23 protein-coding genes and 3 tRNA genes are annotated in these 26774 nt (G+C 62.4%); 21 read left to right on the top strand and 5 right to left on the bottom strand.

The features are described 5' to 3' along the window. Positions 1-113 precede the first annotated feature (113 nt). Complete coding sequence (locus AB1Z25_RS15560) at positions 114-821, bottom strand: peptidoglycan DD-metalloendopeptidase family protein (RefSeq protein WP_107798549.1); 708 nt, start codon at positions 819-821, stop codon at positions 114-116. A gap of 119 nt (positions 822-940) precedes the next feature. On the opposite strand from AB1Z25_RS15560, the gene AB1Z25_RS15555 reads away from it, so the two are divergent. The 3 genes from AB1Z25_RS15555 to tdh all read left to right on the top strand — a co-directional run bounded on the left by AB1Z25_RS15555 (position 941) and on the right by tdh (position 4136). Beyond that, on the top strand, positions 941-1663 hold the full coding sequence (locus AB1Z25_RS15555; RefSeq protein ID WP_158274245.1) for a substrate-binding periplasmic protein: 723 nt from the start codon (positions 941-943) through the stop codon (positions 1661-1663). Positions 1664-1861: 198 nt separating this feature from the next. After that, a complete protein-coding gene (locus tag AB1Z25_RS15550; protein ID WP_107798551.1) occupies positions 1862-3061 on the top strand; it encodes a glycine C-acetyltransferase in 1200 nt (399 codons plus the stop codon). A gap of 49 nt (positions 3062-3110) precedes the next feature. Then, positions 3111-4136, top strand: a complete 1026-nt coding sequence (tdh, locus tag AB1Z25_RS15545) for an L-threonine 3-dehydrogenase (RefSeq protein ID WP_107798552.1) — start codon at positions 3111-3113, stop codon at positions 4134-4136. A 270-nt stretch (positions 4137-4406) separates the two neighbouring features. Here tdh and AB1Z25_RS15540 read toward each other — a convergent pair whose 3' ends face one another. Further along, complete coding sequence (locus tag AB1Z25_RS15540) at positions 4407-5204, bottom strand: SPOR domain-containing protein (protein ID WP_235087360.1); 798 nt, start codon at positions 5202-5204, stop codon at positions 4407-4409. A 137-nt stretch (positions 5205-5341) separates the two neighbouring features. Between AB1Z25_RS15540 and ndk the strand changes: the two genes are divergently transcribed. The 17 genes from ndk to AB1Z25_RS15455 all read left to right on the top strand — a co-directional run bounded on the left by ndk (position 5342) and on the right by AB1Z25_RS15455 (position 23393). Continuing rightward, positions 5342-5767, top strand: a complete 426-nt coding sequence (gene ndk, locus AB1Z25_RS15535; RefSeq protein WP_107798554.1) for a nucleoside-diphosphate kinase — start codon at positions 5342-5344, stop codon at positions 5765-5767. A gap of 101 nt (positions 5768-5868) precedes the next feature. Then, positions 5869-6963, top strand: a complete 1095-nt coding sequence (gene rlmN / locus AB1Z25_RS15530; protein ID WP_019104100.1) for a dual-specificity RNA methyltransferase RlmN — start codon at positions 5869-5871, stop codon at positions 6961-6963. Then, the gene (gene pilW / locus AB1Z25_RS15525) at positions 6960-7703 is read left to right on the top strand and encodes a type IV pilus biogenesis/stability protein PilW (RefSeq protein WP_227104368.1); all 744 of its coding nucleotides are present in this window, start codon (positions 6960-6962) and stop codon (positions 7701-7703) included. The genes rlmN and pilW overlap by 4 nt, the downstream gene beginning before the upstream one ends. Before the next feature lie 2 nt (positions 7704-7705). Next, on the top strand, positions 7706-8623 hold the full coding sequence (locus AB1Z25_RS15520) for a RodZ domain-containing protein (RefSeq protein ID WP_486635622.1): 918 nt from the start codon (positions 7706-7708) through the stop codon (positions 8621-8623). A gap of 13 nt (positions 8624-8636) precedes the next feature. Continuing rightward, the gene (ispG, locus tag AB1Z25_RS15515) at positions 8637-9920 is read left to right on the top strand and encodes a flavodoxin-dependent (E)-4-hydroxy-3-methylbut-2-enyl-diphosphate synthase (RefSeq protein ID WP_107798556.1); all 1284 of its coding nucleotides are present in this window, start codon (positions 8637-8639) and stop codon (positions 9918-9920) included. Positions 9921-9976: 56 nt separating this feature from the next. Next, positions 9977-11248 (top strand): histidine--tRNA ligase, encoded by a 1272-nt coding sequence (hisS, locus tag AB1Z25_RS15510; RefSeq protein WP_486635621.1) that lies wholly within the window; start codon positions 9977-9979, stop codon positions 11246-11248. Between the two features lie 14 nt (positions 11249-11262). Next, a complete protein-coding gene (locus AB1Z25_RS15505) occupies positions 11263-11892 on the top strand; it encodes a YfgM family protein (protein ID WP_107798558.1) in 630 nt (209 codons plus the stop codon). 4 nt (positions 11893-11896) lie between these two features. Next, the gene (bamB, locus tag AB1Z25_RS15500) at positions 11897-13036 is read left to right on the top strand and encodes an outer membrane protein assembly factor BamB (RefSeq protein WP_486635620.1); all 1140 of its coding nucleotides are present in this window, start codon (positions 11897-11899) and stop codon (positions 13034-13036) included. A gap of 13 nt (positions 13037-13049) precedes the next feature. Beyond that, positions 13050-14477, top strand: a complete 1428-nt coding sequence (gene der / locus AB1Z25_RS15495) for a ribosome biogenesis GTPase Der (RefSeq protein ID WP_107798560.1) — start codon at positions 13050-13052, stop codon at positions 14475-14477. 89 nt (positions 14478-14566) lie between these two features. Continuing rightward, on the top strand, positions 14567-14824 hold the full coding sequence (hfq, locus tag AB1Z25_RS15490) for an RNA chaperone Hfq (RefSeq protein ID WP_039756760.1): 258 nt from the start codon (positions 14567-14569) through the stop codon (positions 14822-14824). A gap of 97 nt (positions 14825-14921) precedes the next feature. Further along, the gene (hflX, locus tag AB1Z25_RS15485; protein ID WP_107798561.1) at positions 14922-16052 is read left to right on the top strand and encodes a ribosome rescue GTPase HflX; all 1131 of its coding nucleotides are present in this window, start codon (positions 14922-14924) and stop codon (positions 16050-16052) included. Next, positions 16039-17253 (top strand): FtsH protease activity modulator HflK, encoded by a 1215-nt coding sequence (gene hflK, locus AB1Z25_RS15480; protein ID WP_235087372.1) that lies wholly within the window; start codon positions 16039-16041, stop codon positions 17251-17253. The genes hflX and hflK overlap by 14 nt, the downstream gene beginning before the upstream one ends. A 3-nt stretch (positions 17254-17256) precedes the next feature. Further along, the gene (gene hflC / locus AB1Z25_RS15475) at positions 17257-18138 is read left to right on the top strand and encodes a protease modulator HflC (RefSeq protein ID WP_081547400.1); all 882 of its coding nucleotides are present in this window, start codon (positions 17257-17259) and stop codon (positions 18136-18138) included. Between the two features lie 126 nt (positions 18139-18264). Continuing rightward, complete coding sequence (locus AB1Z25_RS15470; RefSeq protein ID WP_486635619.1) at positions 18265-19416, top strand: ATP phosphoribosyltransferase regulatory subunit; 1152 nt, start codon at positions 18265-18267, stop codon at positions 19414-19416. 34 nt (positions 19417-19450) lie between these two features. Continuing rightward, positions 19451-20746, top strand: a complete 1296-nt coding sequence (locus AB1Z25_RS15465; RefSeq protein WP_107798564.1) for an adenylosuccinate synthase — start codon at positions 19451-19453, stop codon at positions 20744-20746. A gap of 101 nt (positions 20747-20847) precedes the next feature. After that, a complete protein-coding gene (locus AB1Z25_RS15460) occupies positions 20848-21897 on the top strand; it encodes an oxidoreductase (RefSeq protein WP_486635618.1) in 1050 nt (349 codons plus the stop codon). A gap of 104 nt (positions 21898-22001) precedes the next feature. Beyond that, complete coding sequence (locus tag AB1Z25_RS15455) at positions 22002-23393, top strand: MFS transporter (protein ID WP_233246653.1); 1392 nt, start codon at positions 22002-22004, stop codon at positions 23391-23393. 52 nt (positions 23394-23445) lie between these two features. On the opposite strand, the gene AB1Z25_RS15450 is transcribed toward AB1Z25_RS15455, so the two are convergent. The 3 genes from AB1Z25_RS15450 to AB1Z25_RS15440 all read right to left on the bottom strand — a co-directional run bounded on the left by AB1Z25_RS15450 (position 23446) and on the right by AB1Z25_RS15440 (position 23825). Beyond that, positions 23446-23532: transfer RNA gene (locus AB1Z25_RS15450), tRNA-Leu, on the bottom strand. Between the two features lie 64 nt (positions 23533-23596). After that, positions 23597-23683, bottom strand: a tRNA-Leu gene (locus tag AB1Z25_RS15445). A gap of 55 nt (positions 23684-23738) precedes the next feature. Beyond that, positions 23739-23825, bottom strand: a tRNA-Leu gene (locus AB1Z25_RS15440). 73 nt (positions 23826-23898) lie between these two features. On the opposite strand from AB1Z25_RS15440, the gene rnr reads away from it, so the two are divergent. Beyond that, the gene (gene rnr, locus AB1Z25_RS15435; protein WP_486635617.1) at positions 23899-26724 is read left to right on the top strand and encodes a ribonuclease R; all 2826 of its coding nucleotides are present in this window, start codon (positions 23899-23901) and stop codon (positions 26722-26724) included. The last annotated feature ends 50 nt before the right edge of the window (positions 26725-26774 follow it).

The following is a 26774-nucleotide window of genomic DNA, read 5'->3' as shown; positions in this document are numbered from 1 at the left end:
TCGGGCCCGCGCAGTGGAAACCGTGCTGTCCGGGCGATAGGTTGCGCATCAGATAAGGAATGTATTTTGCGCGTACGCCGCCGGCGCTGACAAGCGCTCCGCCGCCGTGCGGCTCAGTCCGTCAGATAGGGCAGGGGATCGACCGCCGAAGAGCGGACGCGCAGTTCAAAGTGCAGCTTGACCCGGGTGGTGCCGGAACTGCCCATGGTGGCGATGGTGTCGCCGGCCTTGACCGCTTGCCCTTCCTTGACCAGCAAGGACTGATTGTGAGCATAGACGGTGAGGTGGGCATTGTCATGCTGGATGATCAATAGATTGCCGTAACTGCGGATGCCTTTGCCGGAGTAGGTGACCTTGCCGCCGGCCGCCGCGCGGATGGGGGCGCCCGCCTCGCCGGCGATGTCGATGCCCTTGCTGCCCTGGCCGTTGAACTTGGCGATGACGGGGCCCTTGGCCGGCCAGACCAGCTTGATATTGGCCGTCGGCCGAGGCGCGGGCTTGCTGGGCTCGGAGGCGGAAGGCTTGGCCGCGGGCCGGCTGGGCTGCGGACGGCCGGGCTTGGCGGAGGCTTGCGCGGAGCCGCCGGGGGGCGATACGCGCAGCAATTGCCCTGCATTGATGCTGCCCGGGTCTTTCAGCCCGTTCCAGCGCACCAGGTTCGCCACGCTGACCCGGTGGTTCTGGGCAATGCGAAACAGGGTGTCTCCCGGTTTGACGCGGTAAAAGCCGGCGGACTCCACCGCGGCGGGTTGCGAGGTGCTGGCGCAGGCGGCAAGCAGCAGGGACAGGGAGCTGGAAATAAGGCGGACGCGCAAGGACATGGCGCCGATTTTAGCATCGCAGCCCGCGGCTGCGCGGTTTCTGTGCGCAAACGCCGGCGGCTGGACTAAAAATCATGTTAAGGACTGTGACGGGCATGGGCATCGGGCGGAGGTGCGGGATGAAACTGGGGTGGGCGATAAGCGGCTTGTGGTGCATGGCGGCGTTGGCGGCGGAGCCGTCGACGCTCTCCGTCTACAGCGTGGAGTATCCGCCGCTGGTGTTGAAAGGAGAGGGCGGCAAATTGAGCGGCATCGCCACGGAGGCGGTGGCCCAGGCGCTGCAATTGGCCGGCTTGAGTGCGCGCATGCCGGAGATCCCCTGGAAGCGCGCCCAAATGCAGGTGCAGCAAGACGCGGACAGTTGTCTGACGCCTTTTACCCGCTCCCCGGAGAGAGAGAAAATGTATCGCTGGGTGGGGCTGGTGATGGAAAGCAAGCAATCCTTGTTCATCAATACGCATCATCCCGTGGTCTTGAACTCGCTGGACGACGCCAAGGGCAAGCGCGTCGTGGTGCTGCTGGGCTCCTCGTTGGCGGAGTATCTGAAAAAAAACAATATAGGGTATTCGGTCAGGCCTACGCCGGAGGAGGCCGAGCGCGAACTGGCGGCGGGCGTGGCGGACATCTGGGCGGTGCATGACGTGGTGGCCAACTACACCATCAAACAGGTGGGCACGCCGACGGACAGCATCCGCGAGGCCTTGCAGGTGCAAACCACCAGCATTTATCTAGCCTGCAGTCCGAAAATGTCGGATGCGACCGCGCTGAGGCTGAGCAGGGCGTTTCAGCAATTGCGCGAAAGCGGGAAGCTGGAAAAAATCATCGCCAAATATTTGAAGTGACGATAGTTGTCGTGCGGTATTTTATGGTGACAGTGTTGGTTCGTATTAATTTATCAAGGTTACAGTATCTTGGAAAAACGCATTGAACTGTCACTGATGGCTGTGAAATGGCTGGGCTAGAATGGTGCCAGTTTTTGAGTCGCCGCGGATCCGGCGGCGCAATGGTGATTCTTTTGTCATCCCTGGACAAGGACAGTCATGAACCGAACCTACTTAGCCCACCTGGAAGCCACGCTGGCGCAGATTCGCGCCGACGGTTTTGAAAAGCCCGAGCGCGTGATCGCCACGCCGCAGCGCGCGGACATCGCCTTGAGCAACGGCAGCAATGTGCTGAATTTCTGCGCCAACAACTACCTGGGCCTGGCCGACGACCCGCGCCTGATCGAGGCGGCGAAGAAGGGCATGGACGACTTCGGCTACGGCTGCGCCTCGGTCCGCTTCATCTGCGGCACCCAGCAAGTGCACAAGGACCTGGAGCAGGCGATTTCCGGCTTTCTGGGCACCGACGACACCATTCTGTATTCCAGCTGCTTCGACGCCAACGGCGGCGTGTTCGAAACCCTGCTGGGCGAAGAAGATGCGGTGATTTCCGATGAGCTCAATCACGCGTCCATCATCGACGGCGTGCGCCTGTCCAAGGCCAAGCGCTTCCGTTACAAGAACAACGACATGGCCGATCTGGAGGCGCAGCTGGTCGCCGCCGAGCAGGCCGGCGCGCGCTTCAAGCTGATCGTCACCGATGGCGTGTTCTCCATGGACGGCATCATCGCCGATCTGAAAACCCTGTGCGAAGTGGCCGAACGCCACGGTGCGCTGGTGATGGTGGACGATTCCCACGCCGTCGGCTTCATCGGCGACAGCGGCGCCGGCACGCCGGAGCTGTGCGGCGTGGCCGATCGCATCGACATCTACACCGGCACCCTGGGCAAGGCCCTGGGCGGCGCGTCCGGCGGCTATGTGTCCGGCCGCAAAGCCGTCATCGATCTGCTGCGTCAGCGTTCGCGTCCGTATCTGTTCTCCAACACCCTGGCCCCGGCCATCGCCGCCGCCAGCCTGGAAGTGCTGAACATCCTCAAGGGCGGGGAAGGCGCGGAGCTGCGCGCCAAGGTGCGCCGCAACGCCGAAGTGTTCCGCCAGGAAATGAGCGCGGCCGGCTTCACCCTGGTGCCGGGCCAGCATCCCATCGTGCCGGTGATGCTGGGCGATGCGCGGCTGGCGGGCGAGATGGCGGCCAAGCTGTTGGAAGAGGGCGTGTACGTGATCGGCTTCTCCTTCCCGGTGGTGCCCAAGGGCAAGGCGCGCATCCGCACCCAGATGTCGGCGCGCCACAGCGAAGAACAGGTTAGGCTGGCGGTGGCGGCTTTCATCAAAGTGGGCCGCGAGCTCGGCGTGATCTGAGGCGTAGCGCCGCGCGCCCAAGAGGGCGCCGCGGCGGATAGGAACAGCAATGAAAGCATTATCCAAACTGAAGGCCGAGCGCGGCCTGTGGATGACCGATGTGGCCAAGCCGGAAATCGGCCACAACGATCTATTGATCCGTATTCGCAAGACCGCGATCTGCGGAACGGACATTCATATCTGGAACTGGGACGATTGGGCGCAAAAAACCATCCCGGTGCCGATGCACGTCGGCCATGAATACGTCGGCGTGATCGAGGACATCGGCTCGGAAGTGCAGGGCTTCAGCATTGGCCAGCGCGTGTCGGGCGAAGGACACATCACCTGTGGCCATTGCCGCAACTGTCGCGCCGGCCGCCGCCACCTGTGCCGCAACACCTTCGGCGTGGGCGTCAATCGCGAGGGCGCGTTCGCCGAGTATCTGGTGATTCCGGCCTTCAACGCCTTCCCGATTCCGGACGACATTTCCGACGATCTGGCGTCCATCTTCGACCCCTTCGGCAACGCGGTGCACACCGCGCTCAGCTTCAACCTGGTGGGCGAGGACGTGTTGATCACCGGCGCGGGTCCGATCGGCATCATGGCGGTGGCGATTGCGCGCCATGTCGGCGCGCGCCACGTGGTGATCACCGACGTCAACGAATACCGCTTGGAACTGGCGCGCAAAATGGGCGCGACCCGCGCGGTGAACGTGGCCAAGCAGGACCTCAAGCAAGTGATGGCCGAATTGCACATGAGCGAGGGCTTCGACGTCGGCCTGGAAATGTCCGGCAATCCGCAGGCCTTCCGTCAGATGCTGGACACCATGAACCACGGCGGCAAAGTGGCCTTGCTGGGGATTCCCCCGGCCGACACCGCCATCGATTGGAACCACGTCATCTTCAAGGGCCTGGAAATCAAGGGCATCTACGGCCGCGAAATGTTCGAGACCTGGTACAAGATGGTGGCCCTGATCCAGTCCGGTCTGGACATCACCCCCATCATCACCCACCACTTCCCGGTGGCGGAGTTCCAGCAGGGCTTTGACGCCATGTTGTCCGGCCAGAGCGGCAAGGTGATTCTGGACTGGAGTTGACGGCCGGAAAGGATTGGACGCATCAACCCTCTTCGCCGGCGAAGAGGGTTTTTCACATGGGGGACGCGGCTTGAGTCTGCTTTGAGATTGTTTGAGTCTTGAGGGGCGGGCGGCGAGAATGCGCTGACAAAAGGGATGGGGCGGAGGGCCGCTGGCCGGTCTTCGCGGCTTGGGCCGCGCCGCGCGCGGCGGTGCGTTCTGTTCCGATTGTTTGAGTGAGTTCAGAGCTTGCCCTCTCCGCATTGCGGAGAGGGATTTTTTTATTTCGTCTTATTGTCCGGCGGGCGCCAGCAAGGGCGCATAACCCAGGCCGCGCAACTTCTCCATGGTTTCGTCGGCTTCGGCGCGGCTCTTGAACGGGCCGACCTGCACGCGGGTGACGGTGTGGGCCGGGATGCCGTGCTGTTTCAGCTCTTTCACCAGCTTTTCGGCGTTGCCGATGCTGGAGAACAGGCCCAGCTGGACTTGATAACCGATGGAGCTGCCGGCCGGCTTGGCCTTGACCGGGGCCTCCTTGACCGGCGCGACGGGCTTGTCCGCCGCGATGGCGGCGGCGGGCGGGGCGGCTTTGACGGCTTCGGCCGGCGCGGCTTTGGCGGCTGCCGTCTGCGGCGGAGCCGCTGCGGCGCTTGGCGCGGGAGGCGCTTTCGCCGCCGCGCGCTCGTGCGCCGGTGCCGGCGCGGCGGCATGGACCGGCGGGCGGTTGTTGACCACGGCCGGAGTCTTGTCCAGGTCCGGGCTGGCCGGGCTGGCTACGCTGGGCGCTTGCGGCGCGCCGGCGGGCTCCGTCGCGGGCGCGCTGCTTTCCGCCGTCGGCGCGCTGGCGGGCGCGGGCGCCGGCGGCGCTTCCGCCGGGGCGGAGGCGGGCTTGATGATCTTGCCGGAGCTGGGGCTCTGGCTGCTGGCGGTCATTTCCACCTTGGGTTTGTTGAAACTGTCGGTCAGCGGAATGGCGGCCAGCGCCACGGCGACCAGGCCGCCGGCGATCAGCAAACGCTTTTTCAGTTTGCTGTTGAGTTCGGCCTCGCCGCCGGTCTTGTCGGGGTCTTGTTGATTTTGTTCGCGCATGGTCCGTGAGACTTGAGAAATGTGCAGCACATGGTTGAAAACACTGCTAAAATATCGGGTTCGTCAAAATTGGGTAACCCGAGTGGCTGCATAATACTCAAGTTTAGCCACTTGTCTTGATGTTTGGGAGAATTTATATGGCAATTGAACGCACCTTGTCCATCGTTAAGCCGGACGCCGTTGGTAAAAACGTCATCGGCAAAATCTACGATCGTTTCGAATCCGCCGGCCTGAAAATCGTGGCCGCCAAGATGAAGCAACTGTCCCGCGCCGAAGCCGAAGGCTTCTACGCCGTGCACAAAGAACGTCCGTTCTTCAAGGACCTGGTTGACTTCATGGTGTCCGGCCCGGTGATGATCCAGGCGCTGGAAGGCGAGAACGCCGTGCTGAAAAACCGCGAACTGATGGGCGCGACCGATCCGAAGAAGGCTGAAGCCGGCACCATCCGCGCCGATTTCGCCGACTCCATCGACGCCAACGCCGTTCATGGTTCCGACAGCGCGGAAAACGCCGCGATCGAAGTGGCTTATTTCTTTGCTGCATCCGAGATCAGCGCCCGCTAATCTCTAAAGAGTACTCCGTTGTTTGCGGAGCCCGTCGTCATGGACGGGCTCCGTCTAAAAGGCGGTCGTCCACACCGCCTTTGCTTTATCCCGAGGAATGCATGAAAACCAACCTGCTCGACTTCAATCTGGACCAGCTGACCCGGCATTTCGCCGAAATGGGCGAGAAACCGTTTCGCGCCAAGCAAGTGATGCGCTGGATGCACCAGATGGCGGAAGCCGACTTCGACGCGATGACCGATCTGGCCAAGAGCCTGCGCGCCAAGCTGCATGAGCGCGCCGAAGTGAAGGTCCCCTCGCTGATGACCGGGCAGGCGTCCAGTGATGGCACCCGCAAGTGGCTGCTCGACGTAGGCACCGGCAACGGCGTCGAAACCGTCTTCATCCCGGAAGATGAACGCGGCACCTTGTGCGTGTCATCCCAGGTAGGCTGTGCGCTGGAGTGCACGTTCTGCTCCACCGGCCGCCAGGGCTTCAACCGCAATCTGTCCACCGCGGAAATCATCGGTCAGCTTTGGTGGGCCAATAAGGCGATGGGCGTTACGCCCAAGAACGAACGCGTGGTGTCCAATGTGGTAATGATGGGCATGGGCGAGCCGCTGGCCAACTTCGACAATGTGGTCAGCGCGATGCAGATCATGCTGGATGACCACGGCTACGGCTTGTCCCGCAGACGCGTGACCCTGTCCACTTCCGGCCTGGTGCCGCAGATGGACAGGCTGCGCGAAGAATGCCCGGTGGCGCTGGCGGTGTCGCTGCACGCGCCCAATGACGCCATTCGCGACGTGATTGTGCCTATAAACAAGAAATACCCGCTGGCGCAGCTGATGGCGGCCTGTCAGCGCTATCTGGAAAAGGCGCCGCGCGACTTCATCACTTTCGAGTACGTGATGCTTGACGGTGTCAACGATAGGCCGGAACATGCTCGCCAACTGCTGGAACTGGTGCGGGACGTGCCGTGCAAGTTCAATCTGATACCGTTCAATCCGTTCCCGAACTCGGGTTACGAGCGTTCCAGCAATAATGCGATTCGAGCGTTCCGCGAAATTCTGCAGGAGCGCGGTTACGTGGTGACGGTGCGGAAAACGCGCGGGGACGACATCGACGCCGCCTGTGGCCAGCTGGCCGGCCAGGTGATGGACAAAACCCGCCGTCAAGCCAAATGGATGCAGCTCGTAGAGGACAATAAGCAATGACGATACGGCAAATGGGGTTGATGGCCTGCTTATGGATGGCTGTGAGTTCAACCGCATTTGCCGCCGATCCCGAAACGTCGCGCGAGCTGGCGACGATACGCAGCCAGCTGGCGATCGAATACGCCAAGATCGGCAACTACAAAGTGGCGCTGGAAACGGCGGATCTGGCCGTCGCCGCGGACCCGGCCTATGTCCCGGCCTATGTGTCCCGTGCCTATGTTTTGACCCAGCTGCGCGAAGAAGGGCCCGCCGAAGCCAATTACCGCAAAGCCCTGCAACTGGATCCAAACAACCCGGAAGCGAACAATAATTACGGTTTGTTTCTGTGCGACCGAAACCGGCTGCAGGATTCTTTGTCCTATTTTCAGAAAGCGCTGGCCAACCCGCTGTATGATTCGCCTCAGACGGCTTATTTGAACCTGGGGCATTGCAGCGCCAAGGCCGGCAATCAAGAGCAGGCCAATGATTACTTGCTGGCGGCGCTGCGCGCCGCGCCCAATTTCGCGCCCGCGTTGCGGGAATTAGCACAGTTGCATCTTGGGCTGGGTAATGCCAAATTGGCTGCTTTCTATTTCGAACGGATGGGCAAGGGCGCGGCGCTGCAAGCCGACGACCTGTGGCTTGGCGTGCAGATCGGGCGCAAAAGCGGCAACAGGGCGTTGGAGAGCGAATGTTCCGTCGCGCTCAAGAACCGCTATCCGGATTCCAAAGAAACACAACTGCTGTTGAGTGGAAGCTGAGGATGGAGCAACAATTCGAACAACAGGGACAACCGACGGGTTCCAGCGTCGGCGCCCGGCTGAAAGCCGCCCGAGAGGCGGCAGGCATGGGCTTGGGGGAAGTCGCGGATAGGCTGAAACTGTCGATGCGGCAGCTGGAGGCGATAGAACGCGACGATTTCACAATCTTGCCGGGCGCGACCTTCGTGCGCGGCTTTGTCCGTAATTACGCCCGCTTTTTGCAGATTGACCCCGAACCGTTGATGCATGCGCTGGACAGGCAGTTTCCTTCCGCGGTCAACGACGTGGCCAATCTGGTGCGCGACGGCGCGCACGAGGCGCCCGGGCATTCCGGCGAGACGCCTGCGTCGGACGAGGGCGGATCTTCCGGCAAATGGATCGTAGGCTTGCTGGTGGTGGCGGCGCTGGGCGGCGGCGTGGCGTGGCTGGCCAGCAGCCGTGGCGGCGAAGGCCGGGCGGCCGCGGACGCGTCCGCAGCCATGGCGACCGAACTGTCTTCGGCGCCGACGGGCGAGGCTTCCGTTCCCGCCGCCTTCGTCGCGGAGACGCCCGCCTCGGCGCCGGCTGTCGCTCCGGCCTCCGCGCCGCAGCCGGTCAAGGCGGCCAGCGTGGCCAGCGCCCCGGTCCTGTCGGCGCCGCCGCTCGCCAAACCGCAGGCCAGCGCCGCCGTGGCGGCGGCCAGTGGCAAGCTGGTGTTGACGGTCAAGGAGGCGGAAGCCTGGGTGTCGGTGGTGGACGCCACCGGCAAGAAGCTGGTGTTCCAGACCTTGCAGCCGGGCAGCACCCAGGAAGCGGTCGGCACGCCGCCGTTCAAACTGGTGATCGGCAACGCCTCGCAAGTGGCGGTGAATTTCAATGGCCAAGCGGTGGACCTCACGGACAAGATCCGCGGCACCACGGCAAAGCTGGAACTCAAGTAATTCAAGGTAGCGAATGGATAGCGTGAACATCGCGCGACGCCCCACCCTGCAGGCTAGGGTGGGGCATGTCATTGTAGGATCGGACGCTCCGGTGGTGGTGCAGTCCATGACCAACACCGACACCGCGGACGCGGCGGCCACGGTGCGCCAAGTGCTGGAGCTGGCGGAAGCCGGCTCGGAGCTGGTGCGCATCACCGTCAACTCGCCGGAGGCGGCGGCCAAGGTGGCGGAAATCCGCCAACGGCTGGACGATGCCGGCTGTGCCGTTCCCTTGGTCGGCGATTTCCATTTCAACGGCGATCGCCTGCTGAAGGAATATCCCGATTGCGCGCGCGCGCTGGCCAAATACCGGATCAATCCGGGCAATGTGGGCAAGGGCGCCAAGGGCGACGACAAATTCGCCTTCATGATCCGCACCGCCATCGAATACGGCAAGCCGGTGCGCATCGGCGTCAACTGGGGCAGCCTGGATCAGGCTTTGCTGGCCAGAATGATGGACGCCAACAACCGCGTCGCCCAGCCGCTGCCCTTGGAGCGGCTGATGCGCGAAGCCTTGATCGTTTCCGCGCTGGAGTCCGCCGACAAGGCGATGGAACTGGGGCTGCCGGCCGAGCAGATCCTGCTGTCCTGCAAAGTCAGCAATGTGCAGGACCTGATCACCGTGTACCGCGATCTGGGCAGCCGCTGCGATTTCCCGCTGCACCTGGGCCTGACCGAGGCCGGCATGGGCTCCAAGGGCATCGTCGCCTCCAGCGCCGCGTTGGCGATCTTGCTGCAGCAAGGCATAGGCGACACCATCCGCATCTCGCTGACGCCGCAGCCGGGCGAGGCGCGCACCAAGGAAGTGGTGGTGGCGCAGGAGTTGCTGCAGACCATGGGCCTGCGCAGCTTTACCCCGCTGGTGACCGCTTGTCCGGGCTGCGGCCGCACCACCAGCACCTTCTTCCAGGAGCTGGCGGATCAGATTCAGACGTATCTGCGCACGCAGATGCCGGTATGGCGTTTGCAATACCCGGGCGTGGAAGACATGAAGGTGGCGGTGATGGGCTGCGTGGTCAACGGCCCGGGGGAGAGCAAGCTGGCCGATATCGGCATCTCGCTGCCCGGCACCGGCGAAGTGCCGGTGGCGCCGGTTTACGTCGATGGTCAAAAGGATGTTACCCTCAAGGGCGACAACATCGCCTCCGAGTTCACGGCCTTGGTTGATCGCTATGTGCAAAGCCGTTACGGCGAAGGCGGCGCCAAGCGCCGCGAGGGCGGGAGCCGCACCATTCCGATTCGTCCGGTAGGCGTTTGAGCGCGTTTGGCGCAATGACCGGGCACTGATTCAAGCGATACACAAGAAAACAAGCAATGGCTCAAAAATATCAAGCGGTCAAAGGCATGAATGACGTGCTGCCGGCCGAGTCCTATCAGTGGGAGTTCTTTGAAGGCAAGCTGCGCGAACTGCTGGCCGACTACGGCTATCAGAATATCCGCACCCCCATCGTCGAAACCACGCCGCTGTTCGTCCGCGCCATCGGCGAAGTCACCGACGTGGTGGAGAAGGAGATGTACACCTTCATCGACAGCCTGAACGGCGACAGCCTGACGCTGCGGCCCGAAGGCACCGCCGGCACCCTGCGCGCGGTGGTCGAGCACAACCTTCTGTACAATGCCACCCAGAAACTGTGGTACATGGGGCCGATGTTCCGCCATGAGCGTCCGCAGAAGGGCCGCTATCGTCAGTTCCACCAGATGGGCGTGGAAGCGCTGGGCTTCGCCGGCCCGGATATCGACGCCGAAATCATCGCGATGACCGCCGATCTGTGGCGTCGCCTGGGCCTGTCCCAGTATGTGCGCCTGGAAATCAATTCTCTGGGCAACCAGGAAGAGCGCGCCGCGCACCGTCAGGCGCTGATCGCCTATCTGGAACGGCATGTGGACATCCTGGACGAAGACGGTAAGCGCCGGATGTACAGCAATCCGCTGCGGGTGCTGGACACCAAGAACCCGGCGCTGCAGCAGATGGCCGACGAAGCGCCCAAGCTGTCCGACTACCTGGGCGAGGCGTCCCGCGCGCATTACGAAGGCTGGAAGGCGATGATCCGCGAACTGGGCGTCGACTTCGTGGAGAATCCGCGTCTGGTGCGCGGGCTCGACTACTACAACCAGTCGGTGTTCGAATGGGTGACCAGCGAGCTGGGCGCCCAAGGCACGATTTGCGCCGGCGGCCGCTATGACGGCCTGATCGAGCAACTGGGCGGCAAGCCCGCGGCCGGCATCGGCTTCGGCATGGGCCTGGAGCGCGTGGTGCTGCTATTGCAGGACAAGCAGCTCTTGCCGGCGCAACGCAGCGTCGACGTCTACCTGGTGAACCAGGGCGCGGGCGCGGGGCTGTACGCGATGAAGCTGGCGCAGACTTTGCGCGCCGCCGGCCTGTCGGTGGTGCAGCACTTGGGCGAAGGCAGCTTCAAGTCGCAAATGAAAAAAGCCGACGGCTGCGGCGCGCAGTTCGCCGTCATCGTTGGCGAAGATGAAATAAAAACGGGTCAGGCGGTGATCAAGGCGCTGCGCGCCGAGATGGACCAACACACTGTGGCGGCGGAAGCGGTGGCCGCCACGCTGATCTCATTGAAAGCTTAAGGGAGAGGGGCGCAATGGCGTTCGACTTGCAGGAACAGGAACAGATTGATTCGATCAAGGCCTTCTGGCAGCAGTGGGGCAAGCTGATCGCCGGCGTGCTGGCGGCGTCCGCCATTGCCTATCTGGGCTTCAAGGGCTACCGCTATTACCAGGAGCAGCAGGCGCAGAAAGCCGCGGCCGCTTACGAGAACATCGACGCGGCGGTGGCGTCCAAGGACATCGCCAAGCTGAAGTCCGCAGTGACGCTGTTGCAGAACGACTTCGGCTCTTCGGCCTACGCCACCCGCGGCTCGCTGATTCTGGCCAAGGCCGCCTTCGACAAGAACGAGCTCGCGCTGGCCAAGAGCCAGCTGGAATGGGTGCTGGCCAATAGCAAGGACGAATCGGTAAGCGCCATCGCCCGACTGCGTCTGGCCTCCCTGTTGCTGGACCAGAAAACCTACGATGCGGCGATCGCCGAACTGAACAAGGCGCATCCGGCCGGCTTCGACGCGCTGTTCCTGGATTTGAAGGGCGACGTGCTGGTTGCCAAGGGCGACGCCGCCGCCGCGCGCGACGCCTATAAATCCGCTTTGGCCAAACTGGTGGGCGATTCCCCGAATCGCCAGTTCATCCAGACCAAACTCGACGCGCTGGGAGGCTGATCGCATGCGCCGCCAATTGTTGCTGACCGCTGTGCTGTCCTCCTCCTTGCTGGCCGGCTGCGCCAGCTGGTTTGAAAGTAATACCCAGTTCAAGCCCACCCCGCTCGCCGCGATCAAGCCCTTGCAAGGGCTGGAGGTCAAATGGACGGCAGGACAGGCCGCGCCGGCCGCCGGCTTCCTGCCGGTCTACGCCAACGGCCTGGTGGTGAGCGCCGACGCCGACGGCCGCGTGCGCAGCATCGACGCCCTCAGCGGCCGCGTCAGCGCGGACGTGGATCTGAAGCGCAAGCTGAGCGCTGGCGTCGCCGTGGCCGGCGACATGGTGCTGGTGGGCACCCAGGATGCCAAGTTGCTGGCGGTGGAACGCGCCAGCGGCAAAGTGCTGTGGCAGCAGCCGCTGACCAGCCTGATGCTGGAGGCGCCGCAAGTGGCCGGCGATATGGTGCTGGTGCGCACCAACGACGCGCGCCTGACCGGCTTCTCCCTGAGCGAAGGCGGCAAGCAGCTGTGGTCCAGCGGCAATGTGCTGCCGCAGCTGACCGTGCGCAACAACGGCTCGATGCAGGCGGTGGGCAAGGAGGCGGTGATGGTGGGGCAGGCCGGCGGCCGCCTGGACATCGTCAACCCGCAAACCGGCAACGCTTTGTGGCAGGGCGCGGTGGCCAACCCCCGCGGCGCCACCGAGCTGGAGCGGATGACCGACGTGACTTCGCGGCCGGTCTTCGACGCCGGCCAGGTGTGCGCGGTCGCCTATCAGGGGCGCGTGGCCTGCTTCGAAGCGCGTTCCGGCAATCTGTTGTGGGCGCGCGAAATCTCGTCCAGCCGCGGCCTGGCCGTGGACGGCCGCAATGTCTACGTCAGCGCGGAAGACGGTTCGGTCTGGGCGTTTGATCGCGGCACCGGCCGCAATATTTGGAAAACCGACGACCTGAAATATCGGGACGTCACCGGCCCCGCTCTGTTGGGCCGCTTTGTGCTGGTGGGAGATGGCGAAGGTTACGCCCATCTGCTATCCAATGAGAGCGGCAGCATCGTGGGCCGAGTCAAGGTCGGGCCCGCCCTGACCAATCAACCGGTGTCGCTGGGTTCGTCCGCCTTGATGCAAGGCAAGGACGGCCGTCTGGCGATGCTGACTTTGGGATAATAAAGCAGTACTCATGAAACCTACCGTAGCTCTGGTCGGCCGCCCCAATGTGGGCAAGTCGACCTTATTCAACCGGCTGACCCGCAGCCGCGACGCCCTGGTCGCCGACCAGCCCGGCCTGACGCGCGATCGCCACTATGGCCATGGCCGCGTGGGCGAAAAGCCGTATCTTGTGGTCGATACCGGCGGTTTCGAGCCGGTGGTGGACGAAGGCATTCTGTTCGAAATGGCCAAGCAGACGCTGCAGGCCGTGGACGAAGCCGATGCCGTGGTGTTCCTGGTGGACGGCCGCAACGGCCTGACGCCGCAAGACAAAATCATCGCCAATCGTCTGCGCCAGCTGCAGCGTCCGGTCTTCCTCGCCGTCAACAAGGCGGAAGGCATGCGGCACGCCATCGCCGGCGCCGAGTTCCACGAACTCGCGCTGGGCGAGCCGCTGGTGATCTCCGCCGCCCATGGCGACGGCGTGCGCGAATTGATGGAACTGGTGCTGGCGGACTTCCCGGAAGAAGTGGAAGAAGAAGCCTCGCGCCATCCCAAGTTCGCGGTGATCGGCCGGCCCAACGTCGGCAAGTCCACCCTGGTCAACGCCATCCTGGGCGAGGAGCGCGTCATCGCCTTCGACCAGGCCGGCACCACTCGCGACAGCATATATATTGATTTTGAGCGAGATGGCCATACCTACACCATCATTGACACCGCGGGCGTGCGTCGCCGGGCCAAGGTCAGCGAGATGCTTGAGAAGTTCTCGGTGATCAAGACCATGAAGGCGATCGAAGACGCCAACGTGGCGGTGCTGGTGCTGGACGCTCAACTGGACATTTCCGAGCAAGACGCCACCATCGCGGGTTTCGCGTTGGAAGCGGGCCGGGCGCTGGTGGTGGCGGTGAACAAATGGGACAACCTGGACGGGGAGCAAAAGGAAACGGTGCGCCGCGAGATCGCGCGCAAGCTGAACTTCCTGGATTTTGCAAAGTTCCATTACATCTCCGCCATTGAAGGCCGCGGCGTGGCAGACTTGTTCAAGTCCATCGACGAGGCCTACCGGGCGGCCATGGCCAAGCTGGCCACGCCCAAGCTGACCCGGGTGCTGCAAGTGGCGCTGGAGCGCCAGCAGCCGCCGCGTTCCGGTTTGATCCGCCCGAAAATGCGCTACGCGCACCAGGGCGGCCAGAACCCGCCCATCATCGTGGTGCACGGCAATGCGCTGGATGCGGTGCCGAACAGTTATACCCGCTATCTGGAACATACCTTCCGGAAAGTGTTCAAGCTGCAGGGCACGCCGCTGCGCGTACAGTACAAGTCTTCGGAGAATCCGTTCGACACCGACGACGGCAAGGAGAAGTCCCGAGCCAAGCCCAAGCCGATGTCCAAGATGCGCGGACGCGAAAAAGAAGTGCGTTACGGCAAGAGCGGCAAGGGCAGCAGCAGTAAAAAATAGTACGCCGGGATGTTTTCTGCTAATAATAAGCAGACAACCGGGCTGTAAGGTTCAGTTAATACAACAATCAACGATTCGGAGAATAACGAATGAGCTCTAAAGGGCAAATGTTACAAGACCCGTTCCTGAACATCCTGCGTAAGGAACATGTGCCGGTGTCCATCTACCTGGTCAACGGTATTAAACTTCAGGGTCAGGTAGAATCCTTTGACCAGTACGTGGTGCTGTTGAAAAACACGGTGACTCAGATGGTGTACAAACACGCCATTTCCACCGTCGTGCCCGCCCGTCCGGTCAATCTTCCCCATGAACACCCGGTGCAAAAGCAGGAGCAGCAAGACGCCTAAAGCGTTGCTGTGCTTGTGACCGGGCCGATCGGCCGCGCCAAACCGGCGCGGCTTGTCGGCCTTTTATCTTTTGCGCCCCAACTATGGTTTCCGAATAGTGTTTGATCGTCCCGACTTAGGCGACCAGGCGGTTCTGGTCTGCCTGGATTTTGGAGATGCCGATTACCAGGAAAACATCGCCGAGTGCGCCGAGCTGGTCAAGAGCGCCGGCGTAGAGGTGATGGGCGTGGTGCAGGGCAAGCGGCAGCGCCCGGACGCCGCGCTGTTCGCGGGCAAGGGCAAGGTCGAGGAAATCGGCCTGCTGGTGCGCGCCACCGATGCCAATGTAGTGATATTCAACCATGCTTTGGCGCCTGGCCAGGAGCGTAATCTGGAGCGGGCGCTGCAGTGTCGCGTCATCGACCGCAACAGCCTGATCCTGGACATCTTTGCCCAGCGCGCGCGCAGTCACGAAGGCAAGCTGCAAGTCGAACTGGCCCAGCTGTCGCATATGTCCACCCGCCTGGTGCGGGGCTGGACCCACTTGGAGCGCCAGAAGGGCGGCATAGGCTTGCGCGGCCCCGGCGAAACCCAGCTCGAAACCGACCGCCGGCTGCTCGGCATCCGCGTCAAGGCGCTGAAAGAGCGGCTGGCCCAGGTGCAAAAGCAGCGCAATACCCAGCGCAAGGGGCGCGGCCGGGCCGGCATCGCCTCGGTGTCCATCGTCGGTTACACCAACGCGGGCAAGTCCACCTTGTTCAACGCGCTGACCAAGGCGCGCATCTACGCGGCGGACCAATTGTTTGCCACGCTGGACACCACCAGCCGCAAGCTGTTCCTCAATCACCAGACATCCATCGTGATTTCGGATACTGTGGGCTTTATCCGCGATCTGCCGCACACCCTGGTGGCGGCGTTCCGCGCCACACTGGAGGAAACCGTGCGTGCGGATCTCCTGCTGCACGTGGTGGATGGCTCCAGCGATATGCGTGATGTGCAGATCGAGGAGGTCAACAAGGTGTTGGCCGAGATCGGCGCGGACGGCATTCCGCAGCTGCTGGTCTGGAACAAATGCGATCTGCGCGAGATGGAGCCGGAGATCGAGCGCGATGCGGCGGGCCGTCCGGTTTCGGTGCGGGTTTCGGCCCTGACCGGGGCCGGCCTGGAACTCTTGCGCGCGGCGATTGCCGAATGCGTGCATCCTTCCCAAAACAACCATAAAGACTATTACGAGCATGTCGCAGAATGACCCTAACCGAGGCCGCCGAGGCAATGAAGGGCCGCCGGACCTCGATGAAGTATTCCGCAACCTAAATCAGAAGCTGTCGCGGCTGCTGGGCGCCAAAGGCAGCGGCGCCGGCGGCAGTCCCGCGTCCGGCGTCAAACCGCCGTTCAAGGGCGGCGCCATCGCCGTGGTGGGCGTATTGGCGGCCTTGTGGCTGGCCAGCGGTTTCTACGTGGTGGACGCGCGCGAGCAAGGCGTGGTGCTGCGCCTGGGCAGCTTCAACCGGGTGACCGAGCCGGGCCTGCAATGGCACGCGCCGTTCCCGATTGAAAAGGTGGAGATCGTCAACCTGACCGAAGTGCGCAGCGTGGAAGTGGGCTACCGCAACACCGCCCAGACGCGAGTGGCGGAAGAGTCGCTGATGCTGACTTCGGACCAGAACATCATCGACGTCCAATTGTCGGTGCAGTACGACATCAAGGACGCGCGCGCCTTCCTGTTCAACAACGCCTCGCGCGAGCGGGACGCCAAGGACATCGTCAAGCAGGCGACCGAAACCGCGATTCGCGAAGTGGTGGGCCGCAACAAGGTCGACTTCGTGTTGAACGAAGGGCGGACGCAGATCGCGGTGGAAACCCAGAAACTGATTCAGGAAGTGCTGGATCGTTATTCGCTGGGCGTGCGCATCGCCAAGGTCAACATCAACGCGGTGCAGCCGCCCGAGCAGGTGCTGGCGGCCTTCGACGACGCGGTGAAGGCCGGTCAGGACAAGGACAAGCTGCGCAACGAAGGCCTGGCTTACGCCAACGAGGTGCTGCCCAAGGCCCAGGGCCTGGCCGCGCGCCTGCAGCAGGAGGCCGAAGCCTACGAGCAGAAAGTCGTTTCCCGCGCGGAAGGCGACGCTTCGCGCTTCAAGCAAGTGTTGTCTGAATACAACAAAGCGCCCAAGGTCATGCGCGATCGTCTGTATCTGGACATGATGCAGCAGATCATGAGCAGCACCACCAAGGTGGTGGTGGACCAGAAGGGCGGCAACAATCTCTTGTACCTGCCTTTGGACAAGCTGATCCAGCAGAGCAATCCGGGTGCTTCCGGCGCGGCGGCGCCCGCCGCCAGCGCGGTTCCGCAGCAGGCGGAGCCGGCTGCGCCGGCCGCTCAGGCCGGCAATGCCAAAGGGGGGCGGGACGTGACCCGCGGGCGTGATTTTTTTGGGGCGGAGCGATAAGCAATGGATAGACTGATTCCGACTGTAGTTGCCATAGCCGGTGTGCTATTTGTTGCCAGCCTGTCGCTGTTCACCGTGGATCAGCGCCAATACGCGCTGGTTTTCCAGTTTGGCGAAGTGGTGCGCATCATCAAGGAGCCGGGCATTCAGTTCAAAGTGCCGCTGCTGCAGAACGTGCGTTATTTCGATCGCCGCGTGCAGACCATCGACGCCGAGGCGCCGGAACTGTTCAACACCCGCGAGAAAAAGAACGTGTTGGTGGACAGCTTCGTCAAATGGCGCGTGGTGGACGTTGAGCAGTTTTACAAGAGCGTGGGTTCCGAGGCCGCCGCTGTGGCGCGTTTGAAACAGACCATCAATGACGGGTTGCGCGCGGAATTCGGCCAAAAGATGGTTGCCGACGTCATTTCCGGCAAGCGCGATCAGGTGATGGATACGGTTCGCAAGCGCGCGGACGCGGATGCGCGTAAAATAGGCGTACAAATTCTCGACGTGCGCTTAAAACGAGTCGATTTTCCGGATAAAATAAGCAGTTCGGTCTTCGATCGCATGCAGTCCGAGCGCCGCACCGTCGCCAGCCAGTTGCGCAGCGAGGGCGCCGCGGACGCGGAACGCATCCGCGCCGAAGCGGACAAGCAGCGCGAAGTGGTGCTGGCCGAAGCGTATCGTCAGGCTCAGGAGCTGAAGGGCAAGGGCGACGCGAAGGCGGCGGCGATTTACGCCGAGGCTTACGGCAAGAACCCGGACTTCTACGCTTTCTGGCGCAGCATGGACGCGTACAAGGAGTCGTTCAAGAACAAGAGCGACGTCCTGGTGCTAGAGCCGAGCAGCGAGTTCTTCAAGTACTTCAAGAACCCGCAGTCGGGAGCGGCCAAGGCCAAGTAAGCGGCCAAGGCAGGCGGAAGACGCCGCGCAAGACAATCGAGTATGGAACACTGGCCGGGGCGACCTGGCCAGTTTGCTGATAACAAGGCGGGACGCTTCCCGCCTTTTATTCTGTTGAAAAGAATCATGCGTAATTGGCTGTTACCGGAATACATCGCGGATATTCTGCCCGCCACCGCGCGCCAGGTGGAGTCCGCCAAGGCGGCGATGCTGGAAGGCTTTCGCGTGGCGGGCTACGAGTTGGTGCTGCCGCCGCTGATCGAGTACATCGATTCGCTGGTCAGCGAGGAAGACGCTTCGCTCGAGCTCAAGACCTTCAAGCTGGACGATCAGTTGTCCGGCCGGCAAATGGGCTTGCGCGCCGACATCACGCCCCAAGTGTCGCGCATAGACGCGCACTTGCTCGGCGAGCGCACCGGCGTGACCCGGCTGTGCTACGCCGGCAGCGTGGTGCATACCCGGCCGGACGGCCTGGCCGGCTCCCGCGAGCCGCTGCAAGTGGGGGCGGAGCTGTACGGCTACGCCGGCATCGAGGCCGACCTGGAAATCATTGAGTTGATGCTGGGCGCCTTGGAGCGCGCCGGCGTGTCCGGTCTGCGGCTGGACATCGGCCATATGGCGATTTATCGCGGCATCGCTTCCGCCGCCGGTTTGTCGGCGGAGGCCAGCCGGGCGTTGTTCGCCAAGCTGCAGAGCAAGGACGTGGCCAGCATCCGCGAGTTGGTCCGCGATGTGGCCGAACCGTACCGCAGCGCTTTTCTGGCTTTGCCGGAGCTCTATGGTCCGATCGAGGAGCTGGACCGGGCGCGTTCCCGTTTGCCGTCCTTGCCCGAGGTGGAGCTTGGCCTGATGCAGCTGTCCGCTGTGGCCAAGGCGCTGGAGGGCAGGGTGGCCCTGAGCTTCGACCTGACCGAACTGCGCGGCACGCAGTATCACAACGGCCTGCTGTTCGCCGCCTATGCTGAGGGCTGGGCCGAAGAGCTGGCGCGCGGCGGCCGCTACGACAATGTGGGTCGTCGTTTCGGCCGCGCCCGGCCGGCCACCGGCTTCAGCCTGGATTTGCGCGACCTGATCCGCATCCTGCCAGAGCAAGGCTCGGTCAGGGGCATCCGCCTGGCCGCCAAGCACTGGCCGCAGGCGCGGGCTGAAGTGGCCCGTCTGCGCGCAGCGGGCGAAATGGTGGTGATTGATTATCTGGGCGAGTCCGCCCAGGCCTTGAATTGCGATCGCGAGCTGACTTCGGACGGCTCGGATTGGCATGTGGTTTCATTTAACTGATTTTTGAATCTGACTGAAGAAGAGGTTTTTTCCAATGTCCAAGAACGTTGTCGTGATCGGTACCCAGTGGGGTGATGAAGGCAAGGGCAAGATCGTTGACTGGCTGACCGACCACGCGCGTGCCGTGGTTCGCTTCCAGGGCGGCCACAACGCGGGGCACACTCTGGTGGTGGGCGGCAAGAAAACCGTGCTGCGCCTGATTCCGTCCGGCATTCTGCGTGACGATGTCGAGTGCTTCATCGGCAATGGCGTGGTGTTGTCTCCGGAAGCCTTGCTCAAAGAGATCGACGAGCTGGAAACTGCCGGCGTGAATGTCGCCGCCCGCCTGAAGATTTCCGAAGGCTGCCCGCTGATCCTGCCTTACCACGTCGCTCTGGACCAGGCGCGTGAAGCCGCCAAGGGCGCAGGCAAGATCGGCACCACCGGCCGCGGCATCGGCCCCTGCTATGAAGACAAGGTGGCGCGCCGCGCCTTGAAGGTGATCGACCTGTTCGATACCGCCCGCTTTGCCGAGAAGCTGAAGGAAAACGTCGAATACTACAACTTCATGCTGACCCAGCTGTTCCAGGCCGAGCCGGTGAGTTTCGACGTCATTCTGGCCGATACCCTGAAACTGGCCGAGCGCATCAAGCCCATGGTGGCCGATGTGTCCCGCACCCTGTACGATATGAACCAGGCGGGCATTCCGCTGCTGTTCGAAGGCGCGCAAGGCACGCTGCTGGACATCGACCACGGCACTTATCCGTACGTGACGTCGTCCAACTGCGTGGCCGGCGCCGCAGCGCCGGGCGCCGGCGTGGCTCCGCAAATGCTCAACTACGTGCTGGGCATCGTTAAGGGCTACACCACCCGCGTGGGTTCCGGTCCGTTCCCGACCGAGCAGGAAAACGAGATCGGCATGTTCCTGGCCAAGCGCGGCAACGAGTTCGGCTCGGTGACCGGCCGTCCGCGTCGCTGTGGCTGGTTCGACGCCGCCGCGCTCAAGCGCTCTATCCAGATCAACGGCGTGTCCGGTCTGTGCGTGACTAAACTGGACGTGATGGACGGCCTGGAAGAGATCAAGCTGTGCGTGGGCTATACCCTGGACGGCGAGAAAGTGGACATCCTGCCGTTTGGTTCCGACGCGGTCAGCCAGTGCGTGCCGGTTTATGAAACCATGCCGGGCTGGACCGAAAGCACGTTCGGCGCCAAGCGCTGGGAAGACCTGCCGGCCAACGCTCAGGCTTATCTGACCCGCATCGCCGAAGTGTGCGGCGCGCCGGTGGACATTATCTCCACTGGTCCGGACCGCGAAGAAACCATCGTGATGCGTCATCCTTTCGGTCTGTAAGCCCGATTCGACCCATCGATGGAAACCCGCCTGCAAGGCGGGTTTTTTCATGCCCGCGGCGGGCGTAGACTGTTGGATTCTGGTTTCCGAAGGCAATATAAATGCAGCCATTGAATGTCGCCTTGGTGGGCTACGGCTACGCCGGCAAGACTTTTCACGCGCCCTTGATCGCCGCTGTGCCCGAGTTGCGGCTGGCGGCCGTGGTCAGCAGCCGGCCGGACGCGGTGCGGGCCGATTGGCCGCAAGTGCCGGTGTTGGCCGATTTGGAGCGGGCTCTGGCCGATCCGGCTATCGATATGCTCGTTATCGCCAGTCCCAACCAACTGCATTATCCGCAGGCGCGCGCGAGCTTGAAGGCCGGCAAGCACGTGGTGGTGGACAAGCCGTTCACGGTGACGCAGGCGGAGGCGAGGGAGTTGTGCCTGATGGCGGAGCGGCCGGGCGGCCCGCTGTTGTCGGTATTCCACAATCGGCGCTGGGACGCGGACTTTCTGGCGCTCAAGGCCTTGCTGGCCAGCGGCGAGTTGGGGCCGCTCAGCCATTTCGAGTCCCACTTCGATCGTTACCGGCCGCAGGTGCGCGCGCGCTGGCGCGAACAGGACCAGCCGGGCGCGGGGCTGTGGTACGACCTGGGGCCGCATCTGCTGGATCAGGTTCTGCAGTTGCTGGGCTGGCCGCAGACGATTTATGCGAGCTTGTCCAAACAAAGGGTCGGCGCGCGGGCGACGGATTACTTTCACGTTCAGCTGGGATATGGAGAGTGTCAGGCGGTCTTGCATGCCTCTTGCCTGGTCAGCGGCGGCGCTCCGCGCTTTAGTCTGCACGGCGGGCTCGCGAGCTACGTCAAGTTCGGCCTGGACGGCCAGGAGGAGTGCTTGAAGCGGGGCGGCCGCCCCGGCGAGGCAGGCTGGGGCGCGGACCTTGCGCCCGGCGTCTTGTACCGCCAGCGGGACGATGAAGCCCTCAGCGAAACTCGGCCGTCCCCTTCGGGCGATTATCGAGATTATTACCGGGCGGTGGCGCTTGCCGCGCGGGGCTTGGGCGCCAACCCGGTGACGGCGCGGGAGGCGTGTCAGGTGATGGCCTTGCTGGAGTTGGGGGAGAGGAGCGCGCGGGAGGGACGGCGCCTGTTTTGCCTGCCGGAGGCTTGAGCGAGCCCGCTTCACCTTTCGACATCATTTGCGCGGCCCGGGTCCGTCGTTCCGGCGGCGGCGGGTGCTACACTGCTGTTTCCATTTCCAGAAGTTTGATCGTCATGCAGCTCAAGCTCGCCGCCGGCATGGTGACCCCGTTGATCGTGGCCACCGCCTTGTTCATGGAGAACATGGACGCCACCGTGATTTCCACCTCTTTGCCGGAAATCGCGCGCGATCTATTGGTGGATCCAATTGGCTTGAAATTGGCGCTGACGTCTTATCTGGTCAGTCTGGCCGTGTTCATTCCTATCAGCGGTTGGATGGCGGACCGTTTCGGCTCGCGGCGTATTTTTCGCGCCGCCATCGCCGTTTTCGTCGCGGGTTCCGTATTGTGCGCGCTCAGCAATACATTGGGCGGCTTTGTGTTGGCGCGCTTTGTGCAGGGCATAGGCGGAGCGATGATGGTGCCGGTGGGGCGCTTGGTGATTCTGCGCACCACCGCGAAAGCGGACTTGGTGCGGGCGCTCAGCTATCTGACGGTGCCCGCCTTGTTGGGGCCGGTGATTGGACCGCCCTTGGGCGGTTTCATCAGCACCTATCTGCATTGGCGCTGGATATTCTTGATCAATATCCCGATCGGTGTGCTCGGCTGGGTGCTGGCAAGGCGTCATATCGAAGACTTGAAAGACGAACAAGTGCCGCCGCTGGACTGGCTGGGCTTTGCCCTGAGCGGCGTGGGCCTGTCCTTGCTGATGCTTGGCCTGGCCTCCGAGGGCAAGCATTTGGTCTCGGCGCAATGGTCCGTCGTGCTGGCGGCGACAGGCGTGGGCTTGCTGTGGCTTTATCTGCTGCATTACCGTCGCACGGCTCATCCCTTGCTGGATTTGTCCTTGCTGCGGCTGTCGACCTTTCATGCCGGCGTGGTGGGCGGCTTCGTGTTCCGCGTCGGCATTGGCGCCACGCCTTTTTTGCTGCCGCTGATGCTGCAATTGGGTCTGGGCCTCAATCCCTTTGTCTCCGGCTTGTTGACCTGTTCCACCGCGGTGGGCGCCATCTTCATGAAGACCTTGGTGATGCGCATCTTGCGGCGCTACGGTTTTCGCCGGGTCTTGATGGCCAATAGCGTGCTCGCAGGTCTTTCCATCGCCGCATACGCGTTGTTCTACGAGGCGCCGAGCTATGTCTGGATGTTGCTGGTCTTCGTGCTGGGCGGCTGTCTTCGCTCCTTGCAGTTCACCAGCCTGAACGCGATCTCTTTTGCCGAGGTTGAGCCGGCCGGCATGAGTCATGCCACCAGTCTTTCCGGGGTGGCGCAGCAGCTGGCGGCGGGCTTGGGGGTGACGGTGGGGGCCTTCGTCGTGCAGGGGGTGAGTCTGTTGCAAGGACATGCGCGCTTGACCGTGGTCGACTTCGCATGGGCTTTCGCCATCATGGGCGCCTTGACCATGTTGTCCAGCCTGATGTTCGCCTCGCTGGATCCGCGCGCTGGCGAAGAGATGGCTTCGCGCTGAGAAGGGGAGGAAATGCAAAACCCCCGTTGATCATAAATCAACGGGGGTTTATTGGTGCCCAAGAGAAGACTCGAACTTCCACACCCTTGCGGGCGCTAGGACCTGAACCTAGTGCGTCTACCAATTCCGCCACCTGGGCATAAAACTTAAATTGTTTTGCTGCTCGACTACGATATAAACATCATCGGAGCCATTGAAACTGTTGGTGCCCAAGAGAAGACTCGAACTTCCACACCCTTGCGGGCGCTAGGACCTGAACCTAGTGCGTCTACCAATTCCGCCACCTGGGCCAACCAGATTGTTACTATACAGAGCGAACAACACGATTACAATAGAGTAAATCAGTGGTGCCCAAGAGAAGACTCGAACTTCCACACCCTTGCGGGCGCTAGGACCTGAACCTAGTGCGTCTACCAATTCCGCCACCTGGGCTTCGCTTTGCTGTATTATTTCGCTGCATCTCTGCAACGAGATGCGAATTATAGACATATTCTTGAGGGTGTCAATGGCTAGAACACAAAAAAAACAAAAGACCCTGTCCCTCCGCGAACAGGACCCCTTCCTGGAACGGGAAAAACTTAAATATTCCAATCCCTTGCCGAGCCGAGAGTTCGTTTTAAAAATTCTGGCCGAGCAGGGGGTGCCGCTGTTTCCTGACGAATTAGCGCGCATGTTGTCGATTGCGCGGGCCGAATCTATTTATTTCGAGCGTCGATTGCGGGCAATGGAACGTGACGGCGAAATCATCATCAATCGCAAAGGCGCTGTTTGCGTTGCCCAAAAGCTGGATCTGATCAAGTGCAAAGTATCCGGTCATCGCGATGGCTACGGTTTTGCCATCCCGGATGAAGGCGAAGGCCAGGGTGGCGATATTTTCCTGCCAGAGCGGGAAATGAAAAAAGCGATGCATGGCGATCGGGTGATGGTCCGTCCGTCCGGCGTCGATCGTCGAGGCCGCCAGGAAGGCAAGATCGTTGAGGTGCTGGACCATGTGGTGACGCGGCTGGTTGGCCGCATCAACCGGGTCCGGGGCGTGTGGGTGGTGACGGCGGAAGACCGTCGCATCAATCACGACATACTGATTGAGCCGGGCGGCGAGGCGGGGGCCAAGGATGGTCAGGTGGTGATGGTGGAAATCCTCCAGCACCCAGACGCCTATCGTCAGCCTGTCGGCCAGGTGGTGGAAGTGCTGGGCAACTATGCCGACCCCGGCATGGAGATCGAGATCGCGCTGCGCAAGCACGACCTGCCTCACCAATTCCCGGAGGCGGTGCTGGCTCAGGCCAAGGCGACGCCGAAGAAGGTTCGCAAGAAAGACTGGACCAAGGATCGCGTCGACCTGCGCGATTTGCCCCTGGTGACGATAGACGGCGAAACCGCGCGCGACTTCGATGACGCCGTGTATGCGGAGAAGCAGGGCAAGGGCTTCCGCCTGGTGGTGGCGATTGCCGACGTCAGCTTCTATGTGGAGCCGGGCGACGCCTTGGATCAGGAGGCGCTCAATCGCGGCACTTCGGTCTACTTCCCGCGCCGTGTCATTCCCATGCTGCCGGAAGCCTTGTCCAACGGCATCTGCTCTTTGAACCCGGATGTGGAGCGTATGTGCATGGTCTGCGATATGCAGATCAACGCCAAGGGCGTGGTCAAGCGCTACCAGTTCTATCCGGCGGTGATGCTGTCCAAGGCCAGGCTGACCTATACCCAGGTTTGGGACTGGATCCAGAAAGGCAGCGACAGCCCGCTGTTGCCGCAGATCCAAACCCTGTATTCCTTGTTCAAAGTGCTGCTGGCCGCGCGTAGTCAGCGCGGGGCGATCGAGTTCGACTCGGTGGAGACTCAGATGATCTTCAACGACGCGGGCAAGATTGAGCGCATCGTGCCAGTGGTGCGCAACGATGCCCATCGCCTGATTGAGGAATGCATGCTGGCGGCCAACGTCTGCGCGGCAGATTTCCTGGAGCAGAACGGGCACAAGGCTTTGTATCGGGTGCATGAAGGCCCGACCGAGGAGAAGCTGGAGAATCTGCGCAACTACCTGCGCCTGGTCGGCTTGAGTCTGGGCGGCGGGGAAAAGCCCACGGCCAAGGACTACGCCAAACTGGCGGAACAAATTCATGGGCGGCCCGATGCGCCGGTGTTGCAGACCATGTTGCTGCGTTCCATGCAGCAAGCGGTTTATACCCCGGACAATAACGGCCACTTCGGCTTGGCTTACGAGGCTTACGCGCATTTCACTTCGCCGATTCGCCGTTACCCGGACTTGTTGGTGCACCGTTCGATCAAGGCGGTGCTCAAAGGCGGCAAATACAAGCCGGGCAAATGGGCGCAACTGGGCGTGCACTGCTCTATGACCGAGCGCCGGGCGGACGACGCCAGTCGCGACGTCGAGTCCTGGCTGAAAACCTACTATATGCGGGACAAGGTAGGCGAGATCTTCAAGGGCAAGATCTGCGCGGTGACTAGCTTTGGCGTATTCGTATTGCTGGATGAGGTGTATGTCGAAGGCCTGGTGCATATCTCCGAACTGGGCAAGGACTACTTCCACTTCAAAAAGGACGTCCAGGCGATTGTCGGAGAGAAGAGCGGCATGCAATACCGCTTGGGCGATACGCTGACCGTGAAGGTGATGAGCGCCAATCTGGAAAGCGCTCAAGTCGACTTCGCTCTGGTCAAAGAAGGCGACCTGCAAACCGCCAGGCCAGTGCCCGCGCGTAGCGCCGGCGTGCGCCAGGGCGGTTCGCGCCAGGGCGGTTCGCGCCGGGCTGCCGAGCCTAAGCCTGTAGAGGCAAAACCGCCGGCATTGCCAGCGGCGCCCAAGGGACGAAGCAGAGGGGGGGCTCAATCGCCGGTGTCGAAGCCTGCGGTCAACAAGCCTGTGGCGAGTCCGTCCGCCGCGAGCGCGCCGGCGGAGAGCAAGCCAGTAGCAAGCAAGCCAGTAGCAAGCAAGCCAGTAGCAAGCAAGCCAGTAGCAAGCAAGCCAGTAGCAAGCAAGCCAGTAGCAAGCAAGCCAGTAGCAAGCAAGCCAGTAGCGAGCAAGCCAGTAGCGAGCAAGCCAGTAGCGAGCAAGCCAGCAGCAAGCAAACCAGCAGCAAGCAAACCAGCAGCAAGCAAACCAGCAGCAAGCAAACCGGCAGCTCCCAAAACTATTAGTGCTGCGCCTGCGGCGGCCAAGCCGGCGCCTACGACAGCGACGCCTGCGTCCGAGGCTGCAACGCCTCCAGCGGGTCAATCGCTTGCCGGCAAGTCGCCGGTGGGAGAGGCGTCTCCCGCTCCGCGTCAACGCAGGCCGGCGGCGCGCAGGAGTAATAGCAAGCGCCGTAGCGAGGACTGACCTCTCCGGAGCGCTTCTATATAAAAAGGTATAGCAAGCCATGACGGGCC

Source organism: Chromobacterium sp. HL1, assembly GCF_057418835.1.
The sequence above is the reverse complement of the archived record's forward strand: the minus strand, read 5'-3'. Positions and strand labels throughout refer to the sequence as shown.